Genomic DNA, 22,419 nt, shown 5'->3' with positions numbered 1-22,419 from the left:
CAAGGCATCGAACCTTGGTGCCTTAAGGAACGGGGGTGCTTTATGCGTAATGCAGTGCGTTTCCTTCGCGATCGGTCCGGCTCGAACGCTGTCGAGTTCGCCATTGTCGCGCCAATCTTCTTTCTCGTCCTCCTGACCATGATTGCCTACGGCATTTATCTGATGGCGGCCTATTCGGTGCAGCAGATCGCCGCCGACGCGGCAAGAACGGCGGTCGCCGGCCTTAACACAACCGAGCGCCAGCAGCTCGCCCGGGATTTCGTCGCCAAGAGCGATCTTGGTTACGCCTTCCTGGATAAAAGACACTTCACGGTCGACGTCGCCACTGATCCCGCCAATGCCAACCAGTTCACGGTGAAAGTCGAATATGACGCCCGTGATCTGCCGATCTGGAGCCTCTACAGCTACACCATGCCCGAGCCGGTCATCCGGCGTTTTTCCACCATCCGGATCGGAGGAGCATGACATGAGGACCATCCATTCCCTGTTCTCCGGTTTCCTGAGGGATCGCGCCGGCAACATCGCCATCTCCGCCGGCCTGACGGCGCCGCTTTTTATCGGCATCCTGGCGATTGGCGTCGATTACGGTTATCTGACCCTGCAGAAGCGGCAATTGCAGCAGACCGCCGATCTCGCGGCCATTTCGGCAGCAGCCAACGTCACCGACGCCGAAAAGACGGTGCAGCAATATTTTGCACTCAACGGCCTGGACCTCGGCGTCAGGACGGCGCAGGGGCTGCTAACGCCAACCGGGCTGCAGCCTTTCGATCCCCGGAATGAGTTTGCCAAAACCCACGGCTACGCCGAGGTTGTCAAAGGCCATTATGAACCGGATGCCAGCCTCCCGGTCGGACAGCGGTTCGTCGAAAACGCCCAGCCGACCAATGCGGTGAAAGTAAACATCTTCGAAAAGGGCCAGATATTCTTCGCTTCGGCCTTTACAACGCCGCCAAGGATTTCGGCCGCCGGAACCGCCTCGTCTCAGAAAGTCGCCGCGTTTTCGGTGGGATCGCGGCTTGCCAGCCTCAATGACGGGCTCCTGAACAGCCTGCTCGGCGGTCTGCTCGGCACCACGGTCTCGCTCAAGCTCATGGACTATCAGGCCCTCGTCGATGCCGATGTCAACGCGCTGCATGTCGTCGAAGCTCTCGCGATCGATCTTGGCCTCACCGCCGGCACCTACAAGGACGTGCTGCAGACGGAGATTACCTACGGCAAGTTCCTGAACGCGCTGACGAAAACGACGGGCCTGCAGCCAGCCGTCGTCACGGTTCTGAAGACATTGGAAAAAACCGCCGGCAAGAGCAACATCAAGCTCAAGCTAGAAGAAATCGTCAATCTCGGCCCCTTCACCGAAAAGCTCATTGGCAGCGGGGAAAATCTCAAGGTCAATGCCAGCGTCTTCGACCTTCTCAATGCCGCAGCCGTTGCCGGCAATGGCGGCAACCAGCTGGCGCTTGATCTCGGCGCTAATGTTCTCGGCCTCGCCTCGGCCAAGGTGACACTCGCCATCGGCCAGCCGCCGGTCGAAACGCCTTCGCTTGCCGTTGGCGGCCAGGGCACCGTGGTCCGTACCGCCCAGACCCGCCTTGCGGTCAATGTCGTGGTGGATGGGCTCCAGGCAATCGCCGGCCTCAAGGTCAATGTCCCGCTTTATGTGGAAGTCGCCCACGCGGAAGCCCGGCTTGCGGACATTCGCTGCACGGGCGGCGGACAGGGAACCGTGGATGTCGAAGTTGTTCCCGGCGTTGCAGAAATTGCACTTGGCAATGTCGATACCACGGCCTTCGCCAATTTCGGACGGGACCCGCGCGTGACAAAGGCGGCAATCGTGGATTCTGCCCTGCTTGCCGTCAACGGCAGCGCCCTCATCAACGCCACCAACATGACGAAGACCAAGCTGACCTTCACGCAGCTGGATATTGCCCAGGGCAAGATCAAGAGCGTCTCCACTAAGGATACCGTCACGACGCTCGTCAGCTCGTTGCTGAAGAACCTTGATCTCGACATCAGAATTCTCTTCCTCAACCTTGGCGGCCTCGGCGTCATCCAGACGGCGCTCGCCAACACGCTGTCCCTCGTCACCGCACCGGTCGATACGCTGCTTTACAACACGCTTCTGGTTCTCGGCGTCAAGATCGGCGAAGCCGATGTTCGTGTTACCGATGTCCGCTGCCAGCAGCCGGCTCTGGTACAGTAAGCCTATAGCCACAGATAAAAATAGCCGCCGGAAATCCGGCGGCTTTATCATTACCAGAGGCTGAAGCGTCCGCGAGCGGGAGCCTCACACTCCCGAAGCCGGACCAGATCTTCAGTCCGGCACGATCAGACCTCGCGCAAGCGCAGAGAGACTTTCAGCTCTTCCATCAAGCGCTGGCGATTGCCAGGCGCTTCTCGTCGCGCCCGCTTTTCATGCGCTCTGACAGCAGGAACGCCAGTTCCAGTGCCTGATCGGCATTGAGGCGCGGGTCGCAATGGGTGTGGTAACGGTCGGACAACGAATCCGCCGTCACGGCGCGCGCGCCACCCGTGCACTCCGTCACGTCCTTGCCGGTCATCTCTATATGGATGCCGCCCGGATGCGTGCCTTCGGCGCGGTGGATCTGGAAGAAGCTTTCGACCTCCGACAGGATACGCTCGAACGGGCGCGTCTTGTAGTGGTTGAGCGTGATCGTGTTGCCATGCATCGGATCGCAGGACCAGACGACCTTGCGGCCTTCCTTCTCGACAGCACGGATGAGCTTCGGCAGGCTGTCCGCCACCTTGTCATGGCCGAAACGGCAAATCAGCGTCAGACGGCCGGCCTCGTTTGCCGGGTTCAGCGCGTCGATCAGCTCGATCAGATTGTCGGGCGTCAGCGACGGACCACATTTCAGGCCGATCGGGTTCTTGATGCCGCGGAAATATTCCACATGCGCATGGTCGAGCTGACGCGTGCGATCACCGATCCAGATCATGTGGCCCGACGTGGCGTACCAGTCACCAGAGGTGGAATCGATACGGGTCAAGGCTTCTTCGTAACCAAGCAGCAGCGCCTCATGGCTGGTGAAGAAGTCGGTCTCGCGCAGGCTCGGATTGCTGTCCGCGCTGATGCCGATCGCCTTCATGAAGTCCATGGTTTCGGAGATTCGGTCGGCCAGCTTGCGGTAACGGTCGGCCTGCGGGCTGTCCTTGATGAAGCCGAGCATCCACTGGTGAACGTTTTCGAGGTTGGCATAACCGCCCATTGCGAAAGCGCGCAGCAGGTTCAGCGTCGCCGCCGACTGGCGATAGGCGTCGAGCTGGCGCTCCGGGCTCGGAATGCGCGAGGCTTCGTTGAATTCGATGCCGTTGATGATGTCACCGCGGTAGGACGGCAGCGTCACGCCATCCTGCACTTCCACGTTGGAAGAGCGCGGCTTGGCGAACTGGCCGGCAATACGTCCCACTTTCACCACGGGCAGCTGTGCGCCATAGGTCAGCACCACGGCCATCTGCAGGAAGGCACGGAAGAAGTCACGGATATTGTCCGCGCCGTGCTCGAGGAAGCTTTCGGCGCAATCGCCGCCCTGCAGCAGGAAGGCGTTGCCTTCCGCCACATTGGCAAGCTGCTTCTTGAGGCGGCGGGCCTCACCGGCAAATACCAGCGGCGGATAGGTTGCAAGCGTGGCTTCCGTTGCCGCAAGCGCTGCCGCATCAGGATATTCGGGAACCTGCTGGATCGGTTTCTGCCGCCAGCTGCCGGGGGTCCAATTCTGTGCCATGTTCTTACCCTTCTTTCGACCGCGCAACCGCCGCGCGACCGCCTCGGAAATTTGAGCGGCTTATAGCTCCAAGCACAGGCTTTGCATAGACATCCGCGCGCCGCCCGCCCTCTTTCGGACCGTTTTGATCCGCCATGAAGGAGAAAAATGATTTCAAACGATTTAAATAGTTTCCGTGGATGGTTGCCCATCCCTCCGAAGTCACCGACTTCCGGGCTTGATGCAGAGATATCGGTGCAGGGAATGGGGCAGATGCAAGAGAAACACCACAAGCCGGTCCAGTGGCGAGCAAGGCCAGTTCTCCCATTCGGAAACACACCCGCCTCTTCCGTGGCGGATTTCCATGTGTCTAATCTTCTCCATAAGGAACATGGTTTCGGGTAACATGTCTGTCTCCTTTGTTGGAGACGAGTTAGGTTGCGCCCTGCAGCAAGCATAGAGGCAGGACTGAAAGACCCGTTTCATATCTGAACGGAGAAGACAGGCCCTGATGCGGCTAAGATGCTGCCATGATGTGGAGAGGATGCCGTGACAGAAGTGGACTGGGACGAGTTGAGGCTTTTCGACATTGTCGCCACAGAGGGCGGCCTCGCCGGCGCGGCGGGTAAAGCCGGGCTCAGTGCGCCGACGATTGGCCGAAAGATGATGCTTCTTGAACGCAAAATGGGGCGAACGCTCTTTATTCGGAGTCAGAACGGATACCGGCTCGCACCGGACGGCCAGGTCCTGTTCGAGAAGGTAAGGTCCATGCGCAACAGCGCGGCGGAAATCACTCAATGGCACAGCGACGCTTTTTCGCTACCGATCGTTTCTCTGTCGAGTGACATCTGGATTGCCGGATTCATAGCCACCAATGCGGCGGCCATTCGCGGCCCATCAGACGCTTTCCGCCTGTGCTGCAAGCAATATGAGAATGACGACGAGTTGACCTACAGGCGCGGCATGATCGCGATCAGGCACGTCAGGCCAGCCACCGGGAATTTCGCCGTCCGGAAATCGGTCGACGTTGCCTATTGCGCCTATCGCGCGCGCGACGGCTCAGGCAAAAATGTTGAGCAATGGATTTCGATCGGCACCGAGGTCGCGAAATCCGACGCCGAAAAATGGGTGTTCCGGCATCGGGAACCGCTGATCCACACCTGGACGAATGCCCCTGCCCTTTTGCCGAGCCTCATCCAGAGCGGGGCCGGAAAAGGCGTCCTGCCCTGCTTTATTGGTGATAACGTCCCCGGCCTCGTCCGCGACGGCGAGATCATCGAGGAACTGTCCCATCCGCTCTGGATCATCGTCAACGACGACGACCGGCACGCCCCGGAAATGCGACTCGCCATAGATCGCCTCGTCGCTCTCCTGAAGGGCAACGAGGCGTTATTCGATGGCAGCCGCCATTATCAGGCAGAGACGAGCTGGAAGCCGGAGCGGAAGATGAGCTAGACCCGCTCACCGTTTACGACGCGATAGCTCGGCGAATACATCGTCACCAGTTCCTCTGCCGCCGTTGGGTGAACGGCCATGGTGCGGTCGAAGTCATCCTTCGTGCAGCCGGCTTTCAGCGTGATGCCGAGAAGCTGCGCCATCTCGCCGGCCTCATGGCCGAGGATATGCACGCCGACGACCTTGCGGTCAGCGGCATTGACGATCAGCTTCATGATCGTTTTCTCCTGACGGCCAGATAGCGTCGCCTTCATCGGACGGAACTGGGCGCGATAGACTTCCAGTTCCGGATATTTCTTGCCGGCTTCCTCTTCCGAAAGGCCGACAGTGCCGATTTCCGGCTGCGAGAATACCGCCGTCGCAATCAGCTCGTGATCCGGCTTGGTCGGGTTGTTCTTGTATTCCGTCTCGATGAAGCACATCGCCTCGTGGATCGCCACCGGCGTCAGTTGTACCCGGTCGGTGACGTCGCCAAGTGCGAAGATGCTGGCCACGTTCGTGCGCGAATAATCGTCAACGACGATCGCGCCGCGGGCGTCCACCTCCACACCGGCATTCTCGAGACCGAGCCCCTTGGTATTCGGATCGCGGCCAAGCGCCAGCATCACCAGGCCCACATGCAGCGAAGCGCCCTGCTTGGTGCGGGCCACGAAACCGCCGGCGCCGTCCTTGCTGACTTCCTCGATGATGTCTTCCAGAATGATGCGGATGCCCTTGGCCTCCATCGCCTCATGCAGGCCCTTGCGCATATCCTGATCGAAGCGCGACAGGATTTCCTTGCCGCGATAGATCAATGTCGTTTCAACGCCGAGCCCGTGGAAGATATTGGCGAATTCCACCGCGATGTAACCGCCGCCGGCAATCAGGATCGATTTCGGCAGCTCCTCGAGATCGAAAGCCTCGTTGGACGAAATCGTCAACTCGTGGCCGGGCAGCGCCTTGTGTTCGTTCGGCGTGCCGCCGACAGCGATGACGATACGCTCGGCGGTGAAGGTTTCGCCGGTTTTCGTCAGCTTGACGGTATGGGCATCCACGAGTTCCGCCCGGCTGTCGAAAATATCGGCCTTGGCGTTTTCCAGACCCTTACGGTAGAGCCCTTCGAGACGGGTGATTTCCTTGTCCTTCGCCGCGATCAGCTTTTTCCAGTCGAAGCTGCGCTCGCCGACGCTCCAGCCGAAACCTTCAGAATCCTCGAAATGCTCGGGGAACTGCGAGGCGTAGACGAACAGCTTCTTCGGCACGCAGCCGCGGATGACGCAAGTGCCGCCATAGCGGTATTCCTCGGCGATCGCCACGCGCTTGCCGAGCGAGGCAGCCACACGGCCGCTGCGCACGCCGCCGGAACCGCCACCGATGACGAAGAGATCGTAGTCATAAGCTGTCATAGTCAAAACCCCTGATCAAAACCGCCATCAGCCGCAAACGGGCAGCGGTGCATTCACGCCACATATAGGTGCTGCGGCGCACAAATGAAAAGCCCGGTCTTGCGGCCGGGCTTTGAATATTTCTGAACCTGGAAAAGCGCCTTATGGCTTGGCAGCCGGAGCGCCACCAGTGGCATTGTGATCCGCCGGAAGCGGCTTCAGATCAGCGCCGGCGACCTTCTGCAGTTCGGTCATGCTGGCAGCGTTGAGATCGCGGTTGATACCGGCGGCCCAGATATCGGCAGCCTTCATCAGTTCGCGGGTCGCAATCGGGCCGTCCTTCAACAGCTTCTTGCCAGCTTCGCTGCTGTAGAAGGTGGAGATGGCGTTCAGTTCCTCGACCGAAAAAGCACGTGCATAGGTCAGTGCGGCCTCACGCTCGAGATCGGCGCGGCGCGGTGCAAGCTCAAGCGCCTTGGCGTCAACCGTCGCGGTGATCGCATCCTGAACATTCGGGGAAGCCTGAATAAGTTCGGCCTTCAGACGCTCGGCCAGTCCCGGCAGAATGTCGTCGAAACGGTCGGTAACGCCAAGAGAGGCGATCGCCTGCCGCGCGGCAGCAACATGCGCTTCGGAAATTTCCTGGGCTCGTGCGGCAGTACCGAACACGATGCCGGAAATGAGGATCGAAGCAGCGGCAGCTTTGCCCAGTCCCGCTAGTTTGATCATGAAAATCTCGCTCCTGTTATATTGCCTGCATCACGCGGGCGCCTTCAGGGCCAGCGATGATGGCAAGCGATGCCAAATTTATGAAAAGTCCGTGCTCGACGACACCGGGAATCGTGTTCAGCTCGCGTGCTAGCGCTTCTGCATCAGGAATACGGCCAAAAGATGCGTCGAGAATAAGGTGTCCGCCATCCGTCATGAAGACGCCGTCACCGGAAGAGCGAAGCTTCAACTCACCCGACAGGCCGGACCGCGATGCCAGCTTTTCGATGGCGATGCGGGTCGCAACCTGGCCAAACGGATTGATCTCGATGGGCAGAGGAAAGGCGCCCAGCGTCTCCACAACCTTGCTCTGGTCGGCGATGACGATCACGCGTGCGGATGCCGCCGCGACGATCTTCTCGCGCAGCAGTGCACCGCCGCCGCCCTTGACGAGCCGCAACGCGTGGTCAACCTCATCCGCACCGTCAATGGTCAGATCCAGTTCCGGCAATTCATCGAGAGATTTCAGCGGAACGCCAAGCTCGACGCACAGACGCGCGGTGCGCTCGGATGTCGGCACGCCCTCGACCTTGAGGCCGGCGGCGACCTTCTCGGCCAGAAGCCGGACGAATTCCTCAGCCGTCGAACCCGTGCCGATACCGAGCCGCATCCCATCCTGTACATGGGACAATGCGGCCTCGGCGGCCTTGATCTTCATCTGGCGGGCATCCATGTGCCTGAAACTCCGGTAGCTTTGTCGTCGCCGTGCTGTTTACACGGGTCGAAAGCCAAACGAAAGCCTTTTTCAAGGCAACGAACAGAACGTTGTGATGCGGTTGCAAAGACAGGAGGCTTTGCCTAGGCTTGGCGCGAATGAAAGCATGAATAGCTCAGCCCCGCATTCTACAAGAGGCCGTTTCCGTGACATCCCGCCCACTCGCCCCGCTCGCCATTTTCGATCTCGACGGTACGCTGGTCGATACCGCCGCTGATCTCGTCTCGAGCCTCAACCATACCATTGCCGCCGCCGGGCTTGCGCCCGTCACCTATGACGACCTGACGCATCTCGTCGGCCAGGGCGCACGGGTCATGATCAAGCGCGCCTTTGCACTGCGCGAAACGGAACTGCCGGAAGCCGAAATCGATCCGCTCTACGAACGCTTCATCACCCATTACCGCGCTGAAATGCCCGGCGAGAGCCGCCCCTACCCCGGCATCGTCAAAACGCTGGATGCGCTTTCGCAATCCGGCATAACGCTTGCCGTCTGCACCAACAAGACCGCAGTCCTCGCTGTGCCGCTGCTCGAAAAACTCGGCCTTACGCCGTATTTCGCGGCCATCACCTGTGGCGACACGTTCGAATTCCGCAAGCCTGACGCGCGCCATATCTTGGGGACCATCGAAAAGGCCGGTGGTGACCCGGCGCGCACGATCATGGTCGGCGACAGCATCAACGATATCCTCGCCGCGAAAAACGCCAACGTGCCCTCCATCGGCGTCACTTTCGGTTACACGGATGTACCGATGGCCGAGCTGAAGCCGGATGTAGTAATCGATAATTTTGATGCGCTGACACCGACATTGTTCGAGAAGCTGATTGCAAGGGGTGCGGCCGCGGCTTGAGAGACTGAGCGACAAACGCAAGGAAACGGCACTTTCGACATCAATGAGAGCTAAACGACTTCCCTGCCGTCCGTCATGCCGGACTTGATCCGGCATCCAGCCACGGCGCGTCTGCGCCGTGAAAGGAGCCTTTGCAATCAAGGACTTGACGGGCTGGACCCCGGATCAGGTCCGGGGTGACGGAGTACGGTGTGCCCGTTTACGCCCAACATCCCTGACAGGGTCTGCAGCCGAACTATTCCAAAACCGATCCATAAAACAAAGAAAAGCGCCGTCTCCGGCGCTTTTCTTTTGAATAGGCCCCAATCAGATCGAGCTGGCCCTTGCCTTCGTCGTCACCGCAAAGGCCTTCTGCACGTAGCTGTCGCGATCATAGACATCATCGAAGAACTGGACCTTGCCGTCCTTATCCGGCCAGGCGGTGAAATAGGCCACATAAACCGGAATCTTTTCCGGCACCTGCACGGCGCGGTTCTTGCCTGACACAATCTGCTCGCCAACCTTGTCAACGCTGGTGCCGAGAACGGCAGCCGCCATGCGGCGCGGGTCGACCAGGCGGATACAGCCGTGGCTCAGCGCCCGCATGTCGCGGTTGAAGAAGCTTTTGGCCGGCGTGTCATGCATGTAGATGGCATGTGCGTTGGGGAAGAGGATTTTCAGGTCGCCCAGCGCATTGTCGCTGCTCGGCGGCTGGCGCACGGAAACGGCGTTGGTCGAGCCATACCAGTTGACGCTGGAAGACGATACCGCACGGCCATTCACCTGCACCTCGTAACCCAGGCGATCGAGGTATGATGGGTCACGGCGCAGCTTCGGCAGCATCTCGTTGATGATGATCGACTGCGGTACGCCCCAATAGGGATTGAACTCGACGGTCTGAATCTCGTCCTGGAAGAAATAGGTCTGGTTGGCCTTGGAGCCGACCACGACCTTCATGCCGAACTGTTCGACGCCATCATTGTGGTAATAAGCCATGAAGGCGGGCTGGTTGATGAAGACATAACGCTGGCCGAGATCGGCCGGCAGCCAGCGGATCTGCTCCATGGCCACCTGCACCTTGGCGATCTTCGCGTCGTTGCTTTCGCCGACCATGGCGCGCACGGTCGCACGACCGATGACGCCATCCGCCTTCAGGCCATTTTCGCTCTGGAACGCCTTCACCAGCTCGACGAGATCGGGCGTGTAATCCGGCGTCTGCTGGTAAGCGGAGATCGTTGCGGCATGTTCCGCCTTGAAGGCGGGAGAAGCCCGATGTTCGATAGCCTTGACGACACTCGCCATGTCAGCGCTGCTGTTGCCGGGCTTCAGCACCAGATCGGCGGGAACACGAACGACATGGGCGGCATCGCCCTCGCCACGCAGGCGGGCAAGCTCTGCCTTCAGCGCCTGATACTCGGCGCTGGAGGGCTCGCGGCTGCGCAGATAAGCGGCCACATCTGGGCTAAGGCCAGAAAGCTTCAGCACGGGAGCGAGGTTCACCGTCTTGCGCTTGAAATCATGGTAACCGGACAGCCGGTTCGGATCGACGCGGCCACGGGTCGTATCCTGCACATAGGCGAGAACCTTGGCGGACAGCGCCAGCTCGAACTGCATCTGCGCCCGCTGATAGGCATCGGAAACAGGCGCCGAAGCCGTCTCGACGGGTGTGCCGTTCGATGTGGTGCCGGCAACATTGCTGCTGATACTCGCGGTCACATCCTTGGCCGGTGCGGAAATGCTGTAATCGGCGGGATCGAGACCGCTTTCGCCAACCGTCTCCAGGAAAGCGATGGCGGCGTTGGCGCGCTCGGTCAGTTCGCCACCGGATACCCACAACGTCTTTCCGCCAGCGCCGTAATAAGCCTCAAGCGCCTTGGCGATCTCGGGCGTGGCGCTGAACTTGAGATTGGCAAGGCCTTCCCCGAAATTCGCGGTGTTCACCGCCCGGGCTGCATCCGCCTTGTAATCATAATAACGCGGGCCGGAAACGCGGGGCAGCGGCTCGGGATCGGAGGCATCTGCACTCTGACCGGCGCCCGATCCGGAGCCGGATGGCGAGGTGACGATGCCGGCCGGCGGCAACTCGCCGCGATCCCGCGCGATCTTGCCGGGCCCGCCGCGCAGAAGATCCATCAGCGTCACCGCACCGGCGCTGCCGGGAAGAGCGGTGGAAAGGGAAAGACCGAGAGCCAGCATCAGTGCTGCCGATGATTTTCCAGATGTGACTTGCAATTTGATCCTCGTAGCACCCAGCACCACCGGGAAAACGGCGGGCATTAGTTTCATGCCTGTCTAGCCGATCAACGGCCTGTTGAAAAGAAAACGCCCAAAGCCCAAAATCGTGCCGAAATGAACTTCATAATACAGCCAAAGCCGTAAAAACGTAATTTCCAGAATTGGCGAGAATGGTTAAATTTCTATTTATTTCATTCACTTTGCTTTGAGCGCCCGCCCCGGTACAAGCCCGGTTTCCCTGCCTTTTCATGACGTAGTAAAAATGCCACGCGGCCGGGTTTTTCGCCTTGCTGCATTCGCTGCAGGCAAATCGCCGCGGAACGACGGGAAATATCTTCCCGCGCCGCATTGCAGCGGCTTTCTTTGCCGCCGCGATGATTCTATATATCGGCCGCGCAAGGCGGGCGAAGGCGCCGTTTTGGCGGAGGAACACGAGTAAAAAGGCAAGATTGATGACAGCCACACGGACGGAAACCGATACATTTGGCCCTATTGAAGTTCAGGCCGATCGCTACTGGGGCGCGCAGGCGCAGCGCTCGCTCGGCAACTTCAAGATCGGCTGGGAGAAGCAGCCCGCCTCTGTCGTTCGCGCGCTCGGCATCGTCAAGCAGGCCGCTGCCCGTGCCAACATGGCGCTTGCCGGCCTCGACCCGAAGATCGGTGAAGCCATCATCGCCGCCGCACAGGAAGTCATCGACGGCAAGCTGACTGAGCATTTCCCGCTCGTCGTCTGGCAGACCGGCTCCGGCACCCAATCCAACATGAACGCCAATGAGGTGATTTCCAACCGCGCAATCGAGATGCTCGGCGGCGAAATGGGCAGCAAGAAGCCGGTTCATCCCAACGACCACGTCAATATGAGCCAGTCTTCGAACGATACCTATCCGACGGCGATGCACATCGCCTGCGTCGAGCAGATCGTTCACCACCTGCTGCCGAGCCTGAAGCACCTGCACAAGGCGCTGGAAGCCAAGGTCAAGCAGTTCGAAAAGATCATCAAGATCGGCCGCACCCACACGCAGGATGCAACGCCGCTGACGCTCGGCCAGGAATTCTCCGGTTACGCCGCGCAGGTCGCCTCCGCCATCGCCAACATCGAAACCACCCTGCCTGCGCTTTCCAAGCTCGCCCAGGGCGGCACGGCCGTCGGCACGGGCCTCAATGCCCCCATCGGTTTTGCCGAAAAGGTGGCCGAGGAAATTTCGAAGATCACCGGCCTTTCCTTCGTCACCGCGCCTAACAAGTTCGAAGCGCTCGCCTCGCATGATTCCATGGTCTTCTCGCATGGCGCGATCAACGCGGCAGCAGCGGCACTCTTCAAGATCGCCAACGACATCCGCTTCCTCGGCTCCGGCCCCCGCGCCGGTCTCGGCGAACTCTCGCTGCCGGAAAACGAGCCCGGCTCGTCCATCATGCCGGGTAAGGTGAACCCCACCCAGTCGGAAGCACTGACGCAGGTTTGCGCCCACATCTTCGGCAACAATGCAGCGCTCTCCTTCGCCGGTTCGCAGGGCCACTTCGAGCTCAACGTCTATAACCCGATGATGGCCTATAACTTCCTGCAGTCCGTCCAGCTTCTGGGCGACGCGGCCGTCTCCTTCACCGACAATTGCGTCGTCGGCATCGAGGCCCGCGAAGACAACATCAAGAAGGGCGTCGAAAACTCGCTCATGCTGGTGACGGCACTGAACGGCAAGCTCGGCTACGACATCTGCGCCAAGATCGCCAAGACCGCCCACAAGAACGGCACGACCCTGCGCGAGGAAGCCGTTGGTGGCGGATACCTCACCAACGAAGAATTCGACCAGTATGTGCGTCCGGAGAACATGATCGGGCCGAAGTAAGCCGGTCGGGATTTGTCACTGGAGTTAAAACGGGCCTTCGGGCCCGTTTTTGTTTGCTTGATTGACACGCCGCAGAGAGACAGCGACATCGCTGACCCGAACCGGAATATCTTGTTGCAACCATATTGTCCTGTTGGTTTTATATAGGCCTCATAAACTGCTCTACCGGGAGAATACCGGATCCAAGTGCCTGATGGAGGAAGACATCATGATCTGCCGCCGCAGCCTTCTTTTTGCCGGGGCATTCCTCGCCACATCAGTGAAAATCCCAAATCTGCTTGCTAAAGACAATCCGCGCCGTCTTGCTCTTTGGCCCGGCAGCCCGCCCGGTGGTGGCGGTCCAGACGGCCCTACGGATATCAGCAAAAAAGGCGCCGTCACCAACATCACCATACCAGGCCTTGAGATATTTGCCCCCGAAAGGCCTAATGGGTCCGCAATGATCATCGCTGGAGGCGGTGGATATAAACGCATCGAGGAGGGCAAGGAATCCAATCCCGCCGCCCGCTGGCTCGCGGCCAGAGGCATTCATACCTTTGTCCTCAGCTACCGCCTGCCGATTGAAGGTTGGGCTGCCGGGCCGCTCGCACCGCTTCAGGATGTGCAACGCGCGTTTCGTCTGGTGCGTGCACACGCCTCGGACTGGCAGATCGATCCGCACAGGGTCGGCGCGCTCGGTTTTTCAGCGGGCGGCCACCTCATGGGGCTTGCCGCCGCCCGCTCGGCTTTTACGTCTTATGATCGTATCGACGACATTGACGGGCAATCAGCCCGCCCGGATATCGCAGCGCTGATCTACCCAGTCATCACGCTTGCCGCTCCCTATGACGATACCTCGACCCGCAGATCGCTTGTCGGCAGACACCCGACAGATAAGGCCACACGCGAATGGTCGGTGGAAAGCCATGTGCGCAAGGATTGCCCGCCAATTTTCCTGGCACAGGCGGATGACGACCGGATCTCCAATCCAGCCAACAGCCGGCTCATGCGAGACGCCTGTGAAAGGGCTGGCGTGGATGTCGAATTTCATCCGATCGCGTCGGGCGGTCACGGCTTTGGCATGGGCAAGGCCGGCACCCCATCGGAAGAGTGGCCAAACTGGTACGAGGTGTGGTTGCGGAAGCATAATTTTCTCGCGTGAGGCCGTTAGCGAACGATAGCAACGTGCATCTTCGGACGGTCGCCCTTCTTCCGTCATCCTCGGGCTTGACCCGAGGATCCGTAACCGCCGAACGATGGATCCTCGGGTCAAGCCCGAGGATGACAGAGCAATACGCATCGGCGAATGCTCAACCGAAAGTGCGCATACCGCAAACAAAAAAGGGCCGCTTTCGCGGCCCTCTTCACAATCCTTCAAACCGTCAAACCAGCCGGCTCTGTTCCACCGCCGCTTCGATGAAGCTGGCGAAAAGCGGATGCGGGTCGAGCGGGCGGCTCTTCAATTCCGGATGGTACTGAACACCGATGAACCACGGATGATCAGGATATTCCACCGTTTCCGGCAGCACACCGTCCGGAGACATGCCGGAGAAGACGAGGCCGCATTCTTCCAGCCGGTCCTTGTAGTCCACGTTCACCTCGTAGCGGTGACGGTGGCGCTCGGAAATATCCGTGGAGCCATAAATCTCGGCGATCTTGGTATCCTTCTTCAGCGCCGCCTTGTAGGCGCCGAGGCGCATCGTGCCGCCGAGATCACCCTTGGAGGAGCGCTTCTCCAGCTCGTTGCCCTTCACCCACTCGGTCATGAGGCCGACAACCGGCTCCGACGTCGGACCGAATTCGGTCGAAGAGGCATTTTCGATGCCGGCCAGATGACGGGCCGCTTCCACGACCGCCATTTGCATGCCGAAGCAGATGCCGAAATAGGGCACGTTGCGCTCACGCGCAAACTGCGCCGCCATGATCTTGCCTTCCGAACCGCGCTCGCCAAAGCCGCCCGGCACCAGAATGCCGTTGACCTTTTCAAGGTATGGCGTTGGATCTTCCTTTTCGAAGACTTCAGACTCGATCCACTCGAGCTTGACCTTGACGCGGTTGGCAAAGCCGCCGTGATGCAGCGCCTCGATCAGCGACTTATACGCGTCCTTGAGGCCGGTATATTTGCCGACGATCGCAATCGTCACTTCGCCTTCCGGCGTGCGGATACGGTTGCAGACCTCTTCCCACTGCTCCAGACGCGGCTTAGGCGCCGGCTCGATGCCGAAAGCGGCCAGCACTTCCGAATCGAGGCCTTCCTTGTGGTAGGCAATCGGAACGTCATAGATATTCGCCACATCCAGCGCCTGGATGACGGCGGAGGGACGCACGTTGCAGAACAGCGAAAGCTTGCGTCGTTCGGCTTCCGGGATTTCCCGGTCGGCGCGCACCAAAAGGATGTCGGGGTGAATGCCGAGAGCCTGCAGTTCCTTGACGGAGTGCTGGGTCGGCTTGGTCTTCAGCTCGCCCGCTGCCGGAATATAGGGCATCAGCGTCAGGTGAAGATAGATCGCCGTGCCGCGCGGCAGGTCGTTGCCGAGCTGACGGATCGCTTCCATGAACGGCATCGCCTCGATGTCACCCACCGTGCCGCCGATCTCGCAGATGACGAAGTCGTAATCGTCATTGCCTTCGATCACGAAATCCTTGATCTCGTTGGTGACATGCGGAATGACCTGAACCGTTGCGCCGAGATAATCGCCGCGCCGTTCCTTGTCGATGATGTTCTTGTAAATGCGACCGGTGGTGATGTTGTCGGTCTTGGTGGCCGAACGCCCGGTAAAGCGCTCATAGTGGCCAAGGTCGAGGTCCGTCTCGGCACCGTCGTCAGTCACGAACACTTCGCCGTGCTGTGTCGGGCTCATGGTGCCGGGATCGACGTTCAGATAGGGGTCGAGTTTGCGAAGCCGCACCCGATAACCACGGGATTGCAGCAAAGCTCCGAGTGCAGCAGCTGCGATGCCCTTACCGAGAGAGGAGACCACGCCGCCTGTGATGAATACATATCGCGCCATGGGATTCACCGGATACCTTTTTACCTCTGATTCCGCCAGCCCAAATTTCATGCTGTTGCAAATTCGCTGTTGACGAATTCACAATTCAACTGGCCGGAATGCGAACAAAAGAAAACCGGCAGGCTTTTGGCCTGCCGGAGCGTTAAATCAGAACCGGGCTTATTGACCGGTCGGAACTGCGTTCGGATCGGCGGGCTGCGCCGGGGCCGGAGCGGCCGTGCCGGAAGCAGCCGGAGCCGGTGTGGTCTGTGCGGGAGCAGCAGCGCCGTTATTGGTCGGAACACCATTTTCAGCCGGAGCCGGCGTCGAAGGCGTCGTCGACGGGCCGAGCGTGTCGAGAATGCCGTTACCCTGGCCCTGCGTGGCCGGAATACGGTTCAGGATATCGGTCGGACGCGATTCGTAACGGGTCAGAAGACCAAGGCCGAGCGACGTTGCGAAGAACAGCGCCGCAAGGATCGCGGTGGTGCGCGTCAGGGCATTGGCCGTTCCGCGCGCGGACATGAAGCCCGAACCGCCGCCGATACCGAGGCCGCCGCCTTCGGAACGCTGGATCAGGACCACGCCGACAAGCGCCAGCACGATCATGAGGTGAATAACAATCAAAACGGTCTGCATGACAATCCATTCCATGCCCCGCGCGGAGCACCATAAAGAAGGTTTTGCGGCTCTTTACATGAGGCGAAGGCTTATTCCAAGCCCCTTTCCCGATACTCTTTCAGGAAAGCCTCATTCAGGCCGTCAGTCGCTCATATGCCGCATAGATGGACAGGAAGTCCGACGCTTTCAAGCTCGCGCCACCAATCAGCGCGCCATCGACGTTTTCAACGCCCATCAACTCCAGCGCATTGGCCGGCTTTACCGATCCGCCATAAAGGATGCGCATGGTCTTGCCGGCATCGCCGAAGCGCTTGACGAGCTCGTCGCGCATGAAGGCATGGGCCTCGCGCACATCTTGCGTCGTCGGGGTAAGACCGGTGCCAATCGCCCATACGGGTTCATAAGCGATAACGGTATTTTCCGCCGTTGCCTCATCCGGCAGCGAGCCGGCAAGCTGGCGTTTCAAAATATCGAGCGTCTGGCCCGCTTTGCGCTCATCGGCCGTTTCGCCAATGCAGACAATGGCGATGAGATCGGCCGCATGGGCGGCAGATGCCTTGGCGCGTACCAGATGGTCGGTCTCGGCATGGTCGGTGCGGCGCTCGGAGTGACCAACGATGACGTGGGTGCCGAAGCAGTCGGCAATCATCTCGGCGGAAATATCGCCAGTATGGGCACCGGAGGCGTTCTGGTGGCAATCCTGCGCGCCGATCATCAGCGGGCTGTCGTCACAGAGCGCGGTCGCGACATAAAGCAGCGTTGAAGGCGGGCAGATCAGCGCATCCACCTTCTCGGACAGCGCACCCTTGACACCCTCTGCCATGGCCTTGATCTGGTCGAGCGAGGCACGCGTGCCGTTCATCTTCCAGTTTCCGGCAACAAGCGGTCGAACATTCGGCGTCATGCGTATCCCATTTCCTTTGTCTCGGGGCGCAGCCCTGGCGGCGCCCCATCCCTCAGCCGCTGACGGCCCTTGATCACGACAGAAGCTCTGCCGCAATTTCCCGGATATTCCTTTAACCGCAGCGGGGAGCAATTGGTACAAAAAAGCGGCCCAAGGGTTAAAACGAGCGGCAAATCTGGCAAAATTTGTCGTGACCGAGCCCGCCGCGATCCCTTATCGGCTCAAAATCCAGTTCAGAACCGCCCGCCAGTCGGTCATCCGCACCGGCGTGCCGTGGCTGCCAGTCTCATAGCGCGTGAACCGCGCGGGCTCCCCAGCCTTCAACAACGTGCGGAAGATCGTCGCCTGCTGATCGGCCGAATAAACCTTGTCGGCGCTGCCGTGGGTAAACCAGACCGGCTTCTTCGCCTTCGCGAAAGCGCTTTTGGGAAAGTCGGGATCGACCGCGCCACCCAGGATCGCCATTCCCTTGAGATTGGCAACGGCTGCCTTGTCGCGGCTAATGCCATAGCAGATGAAACTGCCCATTGAGGCGCAGGTCAATATGACAGGCTTGCCGTCGGATTTTTTGGCCGCATCCGCAATCAGCGCCGCAATGTCGGCAACGCCGTTCTCATCGAAGGAACGAACACTCGGCACGTAATAGGTGCCGCCATTGGCGACGGCCAGATTCTTCAGCCGGTTGAAATTACCGCCGAACGTATAGTCGTTCATGCCAAGCCGCCGGTCACCGCCGCGTCCATGGATGAAGATGATGGTGAACGCCTGCCCGCTGGCCGGGCCGACGCGGCCGACGTCAAGCGCCCTGCCCGCGAACGTCACGGTCTCCAGCGCCTGCACCTTCTTCGGCGCCATATCCACATATTGCCGCTTCACCCGCCGCTCCGGCACCTCGTCGCGGCCGTTGATGTCGCGCATCTCCTTGTAGTCGATGACTTCGGATGCGCCGCCATCGCCCGTGGAAAGCACCGTCTGCGCGGAAAACAACTCGTCCTTGAAAGGCCGCAGCGGCCCGTCAGACGCAAAGGCCGTAACCGGCATTGCCGCCACAGTCAGGCTGAAAAGAGTACAAAACGTGAAATGAGCTGTGGACATGCCTTGGCTAACCGTTCATTCGTGGCTGCGAGACTTGCCATCGCAAGGCCGGCAGCGCAATCCTCCTGTTGCGAAACCCTGACACAATCGTGACATAGGATGCGCCGCGCTTGCCCAGGCGGACCCGGTTCAATCGGACGGGAACCACATTTGGCGGTATATTGACGCTGATGGCAAAATGATTCGCATGGCGAAATTCTGACACACGCTTTTGAACTTTGGACATGATGGACGACAGCAACGATCTCTTCTCCGGTCTTCCGGCGGCACGAAACAGCGACACGGACACGAACGAGGACGCGGCGAAGCCCGCGAAGGCCCCGGCGACCTCTGCTGCCAATGTGAACGTGCAGCAGAAACCCGCAGCCGTTGCAGCCGCTGCCCCCGTCGCTTCGTCTGCCCCTCCGCCGCCCGCGTCTGCAGCCGGTGACGACTACGGCGCATCATCGATCCGCGTGCTTGAGGGCCTCGAGCCGGTGCGCATGCGTCCGGGCATGTATATTGGCGGCACGGACGAGAAGGCGCTGCACCACCTCTTCGCCGAAGTCATCGACAACTCCATGGACGAGGCCGTCGCCGGTCACGCCAATTTCATCGAGGTTCATCTCGATGCCGAAGGCTTCCTGACGGTCACCGATAACGGCCGTGGCATTCCCGTGGAGAACCACCCGCAGGTTCCGGGCAAATCGACGCTCGAAGTCATCATGACCAAGCTGCATGCCGGCGGCAAGTTCGACGGCAAGGCCTACGAGACCTCTGGCGGCCTGCACGGCGTCGGCGTCTCCGTGGTCAATGCGCTCTCCGATCTTCTCGAAGTGGAAGTGGCGCGAAACCGCAAGCTTTACCGCCAGCGTTTTTCGCGTGGCCTGCCGATCGGTCCGCTGGAAGAGCTTGGCGACGTGCATAATCGCCGCGGTACCCGCGTGCGTTTCCATCCCGATCCGCAAATCTTCGGCGATCACGCGAAATTCGAACCGGCCCGCATCTTCCGCATGGCCCGCTCCAAAGCCTATCTCTTCGGCGGCGTCGAAATCCGCTGGAGCTGCGATCCCGGCATGGTGCCGGCCGATGGAGAAATCCCCGAAAAGGCGGTGTTCCATTTCCCGGGCGGCCTGAAGGATTATCTGGCCGCCACGCTCGGCAAGGAATTCACCGTCACGCGCGAGATTTTCTCGGGCCGCACCGAAAAGACCGGCGGCCACGGCGCGCTGGAATGGGCAGTCACCTGGTATGGCGGCGACACGCAGATACATTCCTATTGCAACACCATCCCAACCCCCGAAGGTGGCACACACGAAGCGGGCCTGCGCATCGCGCTCACCAAGGGTCTGAAGAACTATGCCGACCTGACGCAGAACAAGCGCGCCAAGGACATCACCACCGATGACGTGATGATTTCGGCGGCCGGCATGCTCTCCGTCTTCATCCGCGAGCCGGAATTCGTCGGCCAGACCAAGGACAAGCTCGCCACCGTCGAAGCCCAGCGCATCGTCGAAAACGCGCTGCGCGATCCATTTGACCATTATCTGACCGGCAACCCGGCTGAGGCGGCAAAGCTGCTCGACTGGGTCATCGAGCGCTCGGAAGAGCGCATGCGCCGCCGCAAGGAAAAGGAAGTCAACCGCAAGACCGCCGTGCGCAAGCTGCGCCTGCCCGGCAAGCTGGCGGATTGCTCCCAGAACACGGCCGAAGGCGCCGAACTTTTCATTGTCGAGGGTGACTCGGCTGGTGGCTCGGCCAAACAGGCGCGCAACCGCGCCAATCAGGCCATTCTGCCGCTGCGTGGTAAAATCCTCAATGTCGGCAGTGCCAGCCGCGAAAAGCTTTCCGCCAACCAGCAGATCGCCGATCTCATCCAGGCGCTCGGCTGTGGCACCCGCACCAAGTACCGCGAAGAAGATTTGCGTTATGAGCGCATCATCATCATGACCGATGCCGACGTCGACGGCGCCCATATCGCCTCGCTGCTCATCACCTTCTTCTATCAGGAAATGCCGGAACTCATTCGCGGCAACCACCTCTATCTGGCAGTGCCGCCGCTCTACGTCATCCGTCAGGGCGCGAAATCCGCCTATGCCCGCGACGACGCCCACCGCGCCGAGCTGATGGAAACCGTCTTCAAGGGCAAAAAGGTCGAAGTGGGCCGCTTTAAAGGCCTCGGTGAAATGATGGCCGCCCAGCTCAAGGAAACCACCATGGACCCCGAAAAGCGCACCCTGCTGCGCGTCGAGATCGATGACGTGGACTTCGAGGGCACGCGCGAGGCTGTCGACAATCTGATGGGCACCAAGGCCGATGCCCGTTTCCGCTTCATTCAGGAGCGGGCGGCTTTTGCAGATAATCTGGATATTTGATCATCCGGATAGACCTTTGAAAGGCAGCGCATTGGCGCTGCCTTTTGTGTTGATATGGAAACAACATCTTGCGGATAGTAGCCGGCACTACGCCGCGATATCCTCACGAACGCCCAGAACGCGGTCGATCAGACCCCATTCCAACGCTTGCTCCGCCGTCATGAAAAAATCCCTATCCATGGCCGCTTCGAATTTCTCATAACTCTGTTTGCAATGTTCGGCGTAAAGCCGCGTCATGCGGTGCTTGGTCTGCTGCATCTCCTCGGCGTGGATCAGCATGTCCGATGCCTGTCCCTGGAAACCGCCCAGCGGTTGATGAATGTGGATGCTGGCATTGGGAAGTGCTGTGCGCTCGCCCGGTTCGCCCGCCATTAGCAGGAACGATCCCATGGAACGGGCCGTGCCCATACAGAGTGTGTGAACCGGGGCGCGGATGTAATGCATCGTATCATACATCGCCAGACCGCTCGTCACGACGCCACCCGGAGAATTGATATAAAGATAGATCGGCTTCTTCGGGTTTTCCGCTTCGAGAAACAGCAATTGCGCGCAGACGAGCGCTGAAACTGCATCGTTGACCTCGCCATTGAGAAAGATGATCCTTTCCCGCAGCAGGCGCGAATAAATGTCGAAAGATCTTTCTCCCCTTGATGATTGTTCGACAACTATAGGGACGAGTTGCATCACTTCGCGCATCGGCGAACTCCTGTGTTTGAAAATGTCGGGAAACGAGTGGGATCAGGCGGCGAGCTTGATCGGCAGGCCGTTGTGGTTTGCGGCGGCCTTCATCGTCCGGCCGGTATTTGTGGGCAGTTCATGAATGATGCGAAGGCTGGTGCCGCCCTCGGCATTGGCCGCGATCCTGAAGGTTACGGTGCTTTCCAGAAATGGTGGAATGTCTTCACGCAGCCGGTAGCGCACTTCCTCGCCAGGTTTGATGTCGATCGCGTCAGGTTCCGCCAGAGCCTCGTTCGGCAGCCAGTTTTCACGGAACGCTGCAATGCTGATGGCGCGCCAGACTTTTTGCGGCGGCTCGTCAAGATCATATTCAAGTTCAATGCCGTTTTTCGGCGCTTCCGCTGCATCCCTGTTCATTGGTCCATATCCTTCAGCAGGAGTTTGAGAGCCTCAATGCGCTGTGGCCAGTAGGCGCGATATTTGCCGAGCCACGCAGCAATGCGTGTCAGCCCCTCCGGATCGACCTCGTAATTGACGAAACGGCCCTGCCGTCTTTCAACCACTAGCCCGGCGCCGCGAAGAACCGAAAGATGCTGCGACATGGCCGGCTGACTGATCTCGATCCCTTCGCGCAGGGCAGAGGCATTCATGGCACCATCCGCCAGCTTTTCGAAAATGGCACGGCGCGTGGGATCGGCCAGTGCCCGGAATATATCGTTCTCTGTCATAAAGACACATAAGCACGCACTTATGTATTTGGCAAGCCCGTTGTCGCGCCTGTACCGGTTTTTCATACTGCCGCCGAACCGAAATGAACGCTTTATTCCCTCGCGCGTTTCCATCCCGCCTGATACTCTCCAGGCCGGGA

General features: G+C 59.8%; 20 protein-coding genes. 7 read left to right on the top strand and 13 right to left on the bottom strand.

Translation table 11 applies throughout. From position 1 onward, the window contains the following. The first annotated feature begins 42 nt into the window (after positions 1–42). Both WA845_RS18660 and WA845_RS18655 read left to right on the top strand, forming a co-directional pair. Entirely contained in the window at positions 43–465 is a 423-nt protein-coding gene (locus WA845_RS18660; protein ID WP_112554429.1) for a TadE/TadG family type IV pilus assembly protein, read from the top strand. A 1-nt stretch (position 466) separates the two neighbouring features. Continuing rightward, the gene (locus WA845_RS18655) at positions 467–2,200 is read left to right on the top strand and encodes a TadG family pilus assembly protein (RefSeq protein WP_112554431.1); all 1,734 of its coding nucleotides are present in this window, start codon (positions 467–469) and stop codon (positions 2,198–2,200) included. Positions 2,201–2,366: 166 nt separating this feature from the next. Here WA845_RS18655 and WA845_RS18650 read toward each other — a convergent pair whose 3' ends face one another. After that, positions 2,367–3,743 (bottom strand): class II 3-deoxy-7-phosphoheptulonate synthase, encoded by a 1,377-nt coding sequence (locus WA845_RS18650; RefSeq protein WP_004441981.1) that lies wholly within the window; start codon positions 3,741–3,743, stop codon positions 2,367–2,369. 528 nt (positions 3,744–4,271) lie between these two features. Here WA845_RS18650 and WA845_RS18645 point away from each other — a divergent pair. After that, positions 4,272–5,177, top strand: a complete 906-nt coding sequence (locus tag WA845_RS18645) for a LysR family transcriptional regulator (protein ID WP_112554433.1) — start codon at positions 4,272–4,274, stop codon at positions 5,175–5,177. Here the strand turns inward: WA845_RS18645 and gor are convergent. The 3 genes from gor to rpiA all read right to left on the bottom strand — a co-directional run bounded on the left by gor (position 5,174) and on the right by rpiA (position 7,982). Beyond that, a complete protein-coding gene (gene gor / locus WA845_RS18640) occupies positions 5,174–6,562 on the bottom strand; it encodes a glutathione-disulfide reductase (protein WP_112554435.1) in 1,389 nt (462 codons plus the stop codon). The two genes, WA845_RS18645 and gor, sit on opposite strands and share 4 nt — an antisense overlap. Positions 6,563–6,703: 141 nt before the next feature. Then, positions 6,704–7,270, bottom strand: coding sequence for a DUF2059 domain-containing protein (locus WA845_RS18635; RefSeq protein ID WP_004441989.1), 567 nt, complete (start codon positions 7,268–7,270; stop codon positions 6,704–6,706). Positions 7,271–7,286: 16 nt separating this feature from the next. Then, complete coding sequence (rpiA, locus tag WA845_RS18630; protein WP_112554437.1) at positions 7,287–7,982, bottom strand: ribose-5-phosphate isomerase RpiA; 696 nt, start codon at positions 7,980–7,982, stop codon at positions 7,287–7,289. Positions 7,983–8,170: 188 nt separating this feature from the next. Here rpiA and WA845_RS18625 point away from each other — a divergent pair, with 188 nt between their 5' ends. Beyond that, complete coding sequence (locus WA845_RS18625; protein ID WP_112554439.1) at positions 8,171–8,872, top strand: HAD-IA family hydrolase; 702 nt, start codon at positions 8,171–8,173, stop codon at positions 8,870–8,872. 306 nt (positions 8,873–9,178) lie between these two features. Here WA845_RS18625 and WA845_RS18620 read toward each other — a convergent pair whose 3' ends face one another. Both WA845_RS18620 and WA845_RS18615 read right to left on the bottom strand, forming a co-directional pair. After that, a complete protein-coding gene (locus tag WA845_RS18620; protein ID WP_162719183.1) occupies positions 9,179–11,047 on the bottom strand; it encodes a L,D-transpeptidase family protein in 1,869 nt (622 codons plus the stop codon). Between the two features lie 160 nt (positions 11,048–11,207). Then, positions 11,208–11,549 carry a hypothetical protein gene (locus WA845_RS18615; protein WP_144115311.1) on the bottom strand — a complete coding sequence of 114 codons (342 nt, stop codon included), beginning with the start codon at positions 11,547–11,549 and terminating at the stop codon, positions 11,208–11,210. On the opposite strand from WA845_RS18615, the gene fumC reads away from it, so the two are divergent. Together fumC and WA845_RS18605 are read left to right on the top strand one after the other, a co-directional pair. Next, on the top strand, positions 11,539–12,930 hold the full coding sequence (gene fumC, locus WA845_RS18610) for a class II fumarate hydratase (protein ID WP_112554654.1): 1,392 nt from the start codon (positions 11,539–11,541) through the stop codon (positions 12,928–12,930). The two genes, WA845_RS18615 and fumC, sit on opposite strands and share 11 nt — an antisense overlap. A 208-nt stretch (positions 12,931–13,138) precedes the next feature. Continuing rightward, complete coding sequence (locus tag WA845_RS18605; RefSeq protein ID WP_112554656.1) at positions 13,139–14,071, top strand: alpha/beta hydrolase; 933 nt, start codon at positions 13,139–13,141, stop codon at positions 14,069–14,071. Positions 14,072–14,291: 220 nt separating this feature from the next. On the opposite strand, the gene WA845_RS18600 is transcribed toward WA845_RS18605, so the two are convergent. The 4 genes from WA845_RS18600 to WA845_RS18585 all read right to left on the bottom strand — a co-directional run bounded on the left by WA845_RS18600 (position 14,292) and on the right by WA845_RS18585 (position 18,519). Continuing rightward, positions 14,292–15,920, bottom strand: coding sequence for a CTP synthase (locus WA845_RS18600; protein WP_006697393.1), 1,629 nt, complete (start codon positions 15,918–15,920; stop codon positions 14,292–14,294). Between the two features lie 159 nt (positions 15,921–16,079). Beyond that, a complete protein-coding gene (gene secG / locus WA845_RS18595) occupies positions 16,080–16,538 on the bottom strand; it encodes a preprotein translocase subunit SecG (RefSeq protein ID WP_004442000.1) in 459 nt (152 codons plus the stop codon). A gap of 115 nt (positions 16,539–16,653) precedes the next feature. Continuing rightward, entirely contained in the window at positions 16,654–17,424 is a 771-nt protein-coding gene (tpiA, locus tag WA845_RS18590; RefSeq protein WP_112554441.1) for a triose-phosphate isomerase, read from the bottom strand. A gap of 213 nt (positions 17,425–17,637) precedes the next feature. Further along, positions 17,638–18,519 carry a dienelactone hydrolase family protein gene (locus WA845_RS18585; RefSeq protein WP_112554443.1) on the bottom strand — a complete coding sequence of 294 codons (882 nt, stop codon included), beginning with the start codon at positions 18,517–18,519 and terminating at the stop codon, positions 17,638–17,640. Positions 18,520–18,743: 224 nt separating this feature from the next. Here WA845_RS18585 and parE point away from each other — a divergent pair, with 224 nt between their 5' ends. Further along, on the top strand, positions 18,744–20,873 hold the full coding sequence (gene parE / locus WA845_RS18580; protein WP_112554447.1) for a DNA topoisomerase IV subunit B: 2,130 nt from the start codon (positions 18,744–18,746) through the stop codon (positions 20,871–20,873). A gap of 87 nt (positions 20,874–20,960) precedes the next feature. Here parE and WA845_RS18575 read toward each other — a convergent pair whose 3' ends face one another. From WA845_RS18575 to WA845_RS18565, 3 genes are read right to left on the bottom strand one after another with little or no spacing between them, the layout of a single operon-like run. Continuing rightward, on the bottom strand, positions 20,961–21,569 hold the full coding sequence (locus WA845_RS18575; protein ID WP_112554449.1) for an ATP-dependent Clp protease proteolytic subunit: 609 nt from the start codon (positions 21,567–21,569) through the stop codon (positions 20,961–20,963). A 42-nt stretch (positions 21,570–21,611) separates the two neighbouring features. Continuing rightward, complete coding sequence (locus tag WA845_RS18570; RefSeq protein WP_112554451.1) at positions 21,612–21,968, bottom strand: SRPBCC family protein; 357 nt, start codon at positions 21,966–21,968, stop codon at positions 21,612–21,614. Continuing rightward, complete coding sequence (locus WA845_RS18565; RefSeq protein WP_006697387.1) at positions 21,965–22,279, bottom strand: ArsR/SmtB family transcription factor; 315 nt, start codon at positions 22,277–22,279, stop codon at positions 21,965–21,967. Before WA845_RS18565 ends, WA845_RS18570 begins: the two co-directional genes overlap by 4 nt. Positions 22,280–22,419: the final 140 nt, after the last annotated feature.

The organism is Agrobacterium sp. CMT1 (assembly GCF_037203725.1).
Lineage (GTDB): Bacteria > Pseudomonadota > Alphaproteobacteria > Rhizobiales > Rhizobiaceae > Agrobacterium > Agrobacterium pusense.
Note: the sequence above shows the minus strand (reverse complement) of the source record. Positions and strands in the feature narration are given on the sequence as shown.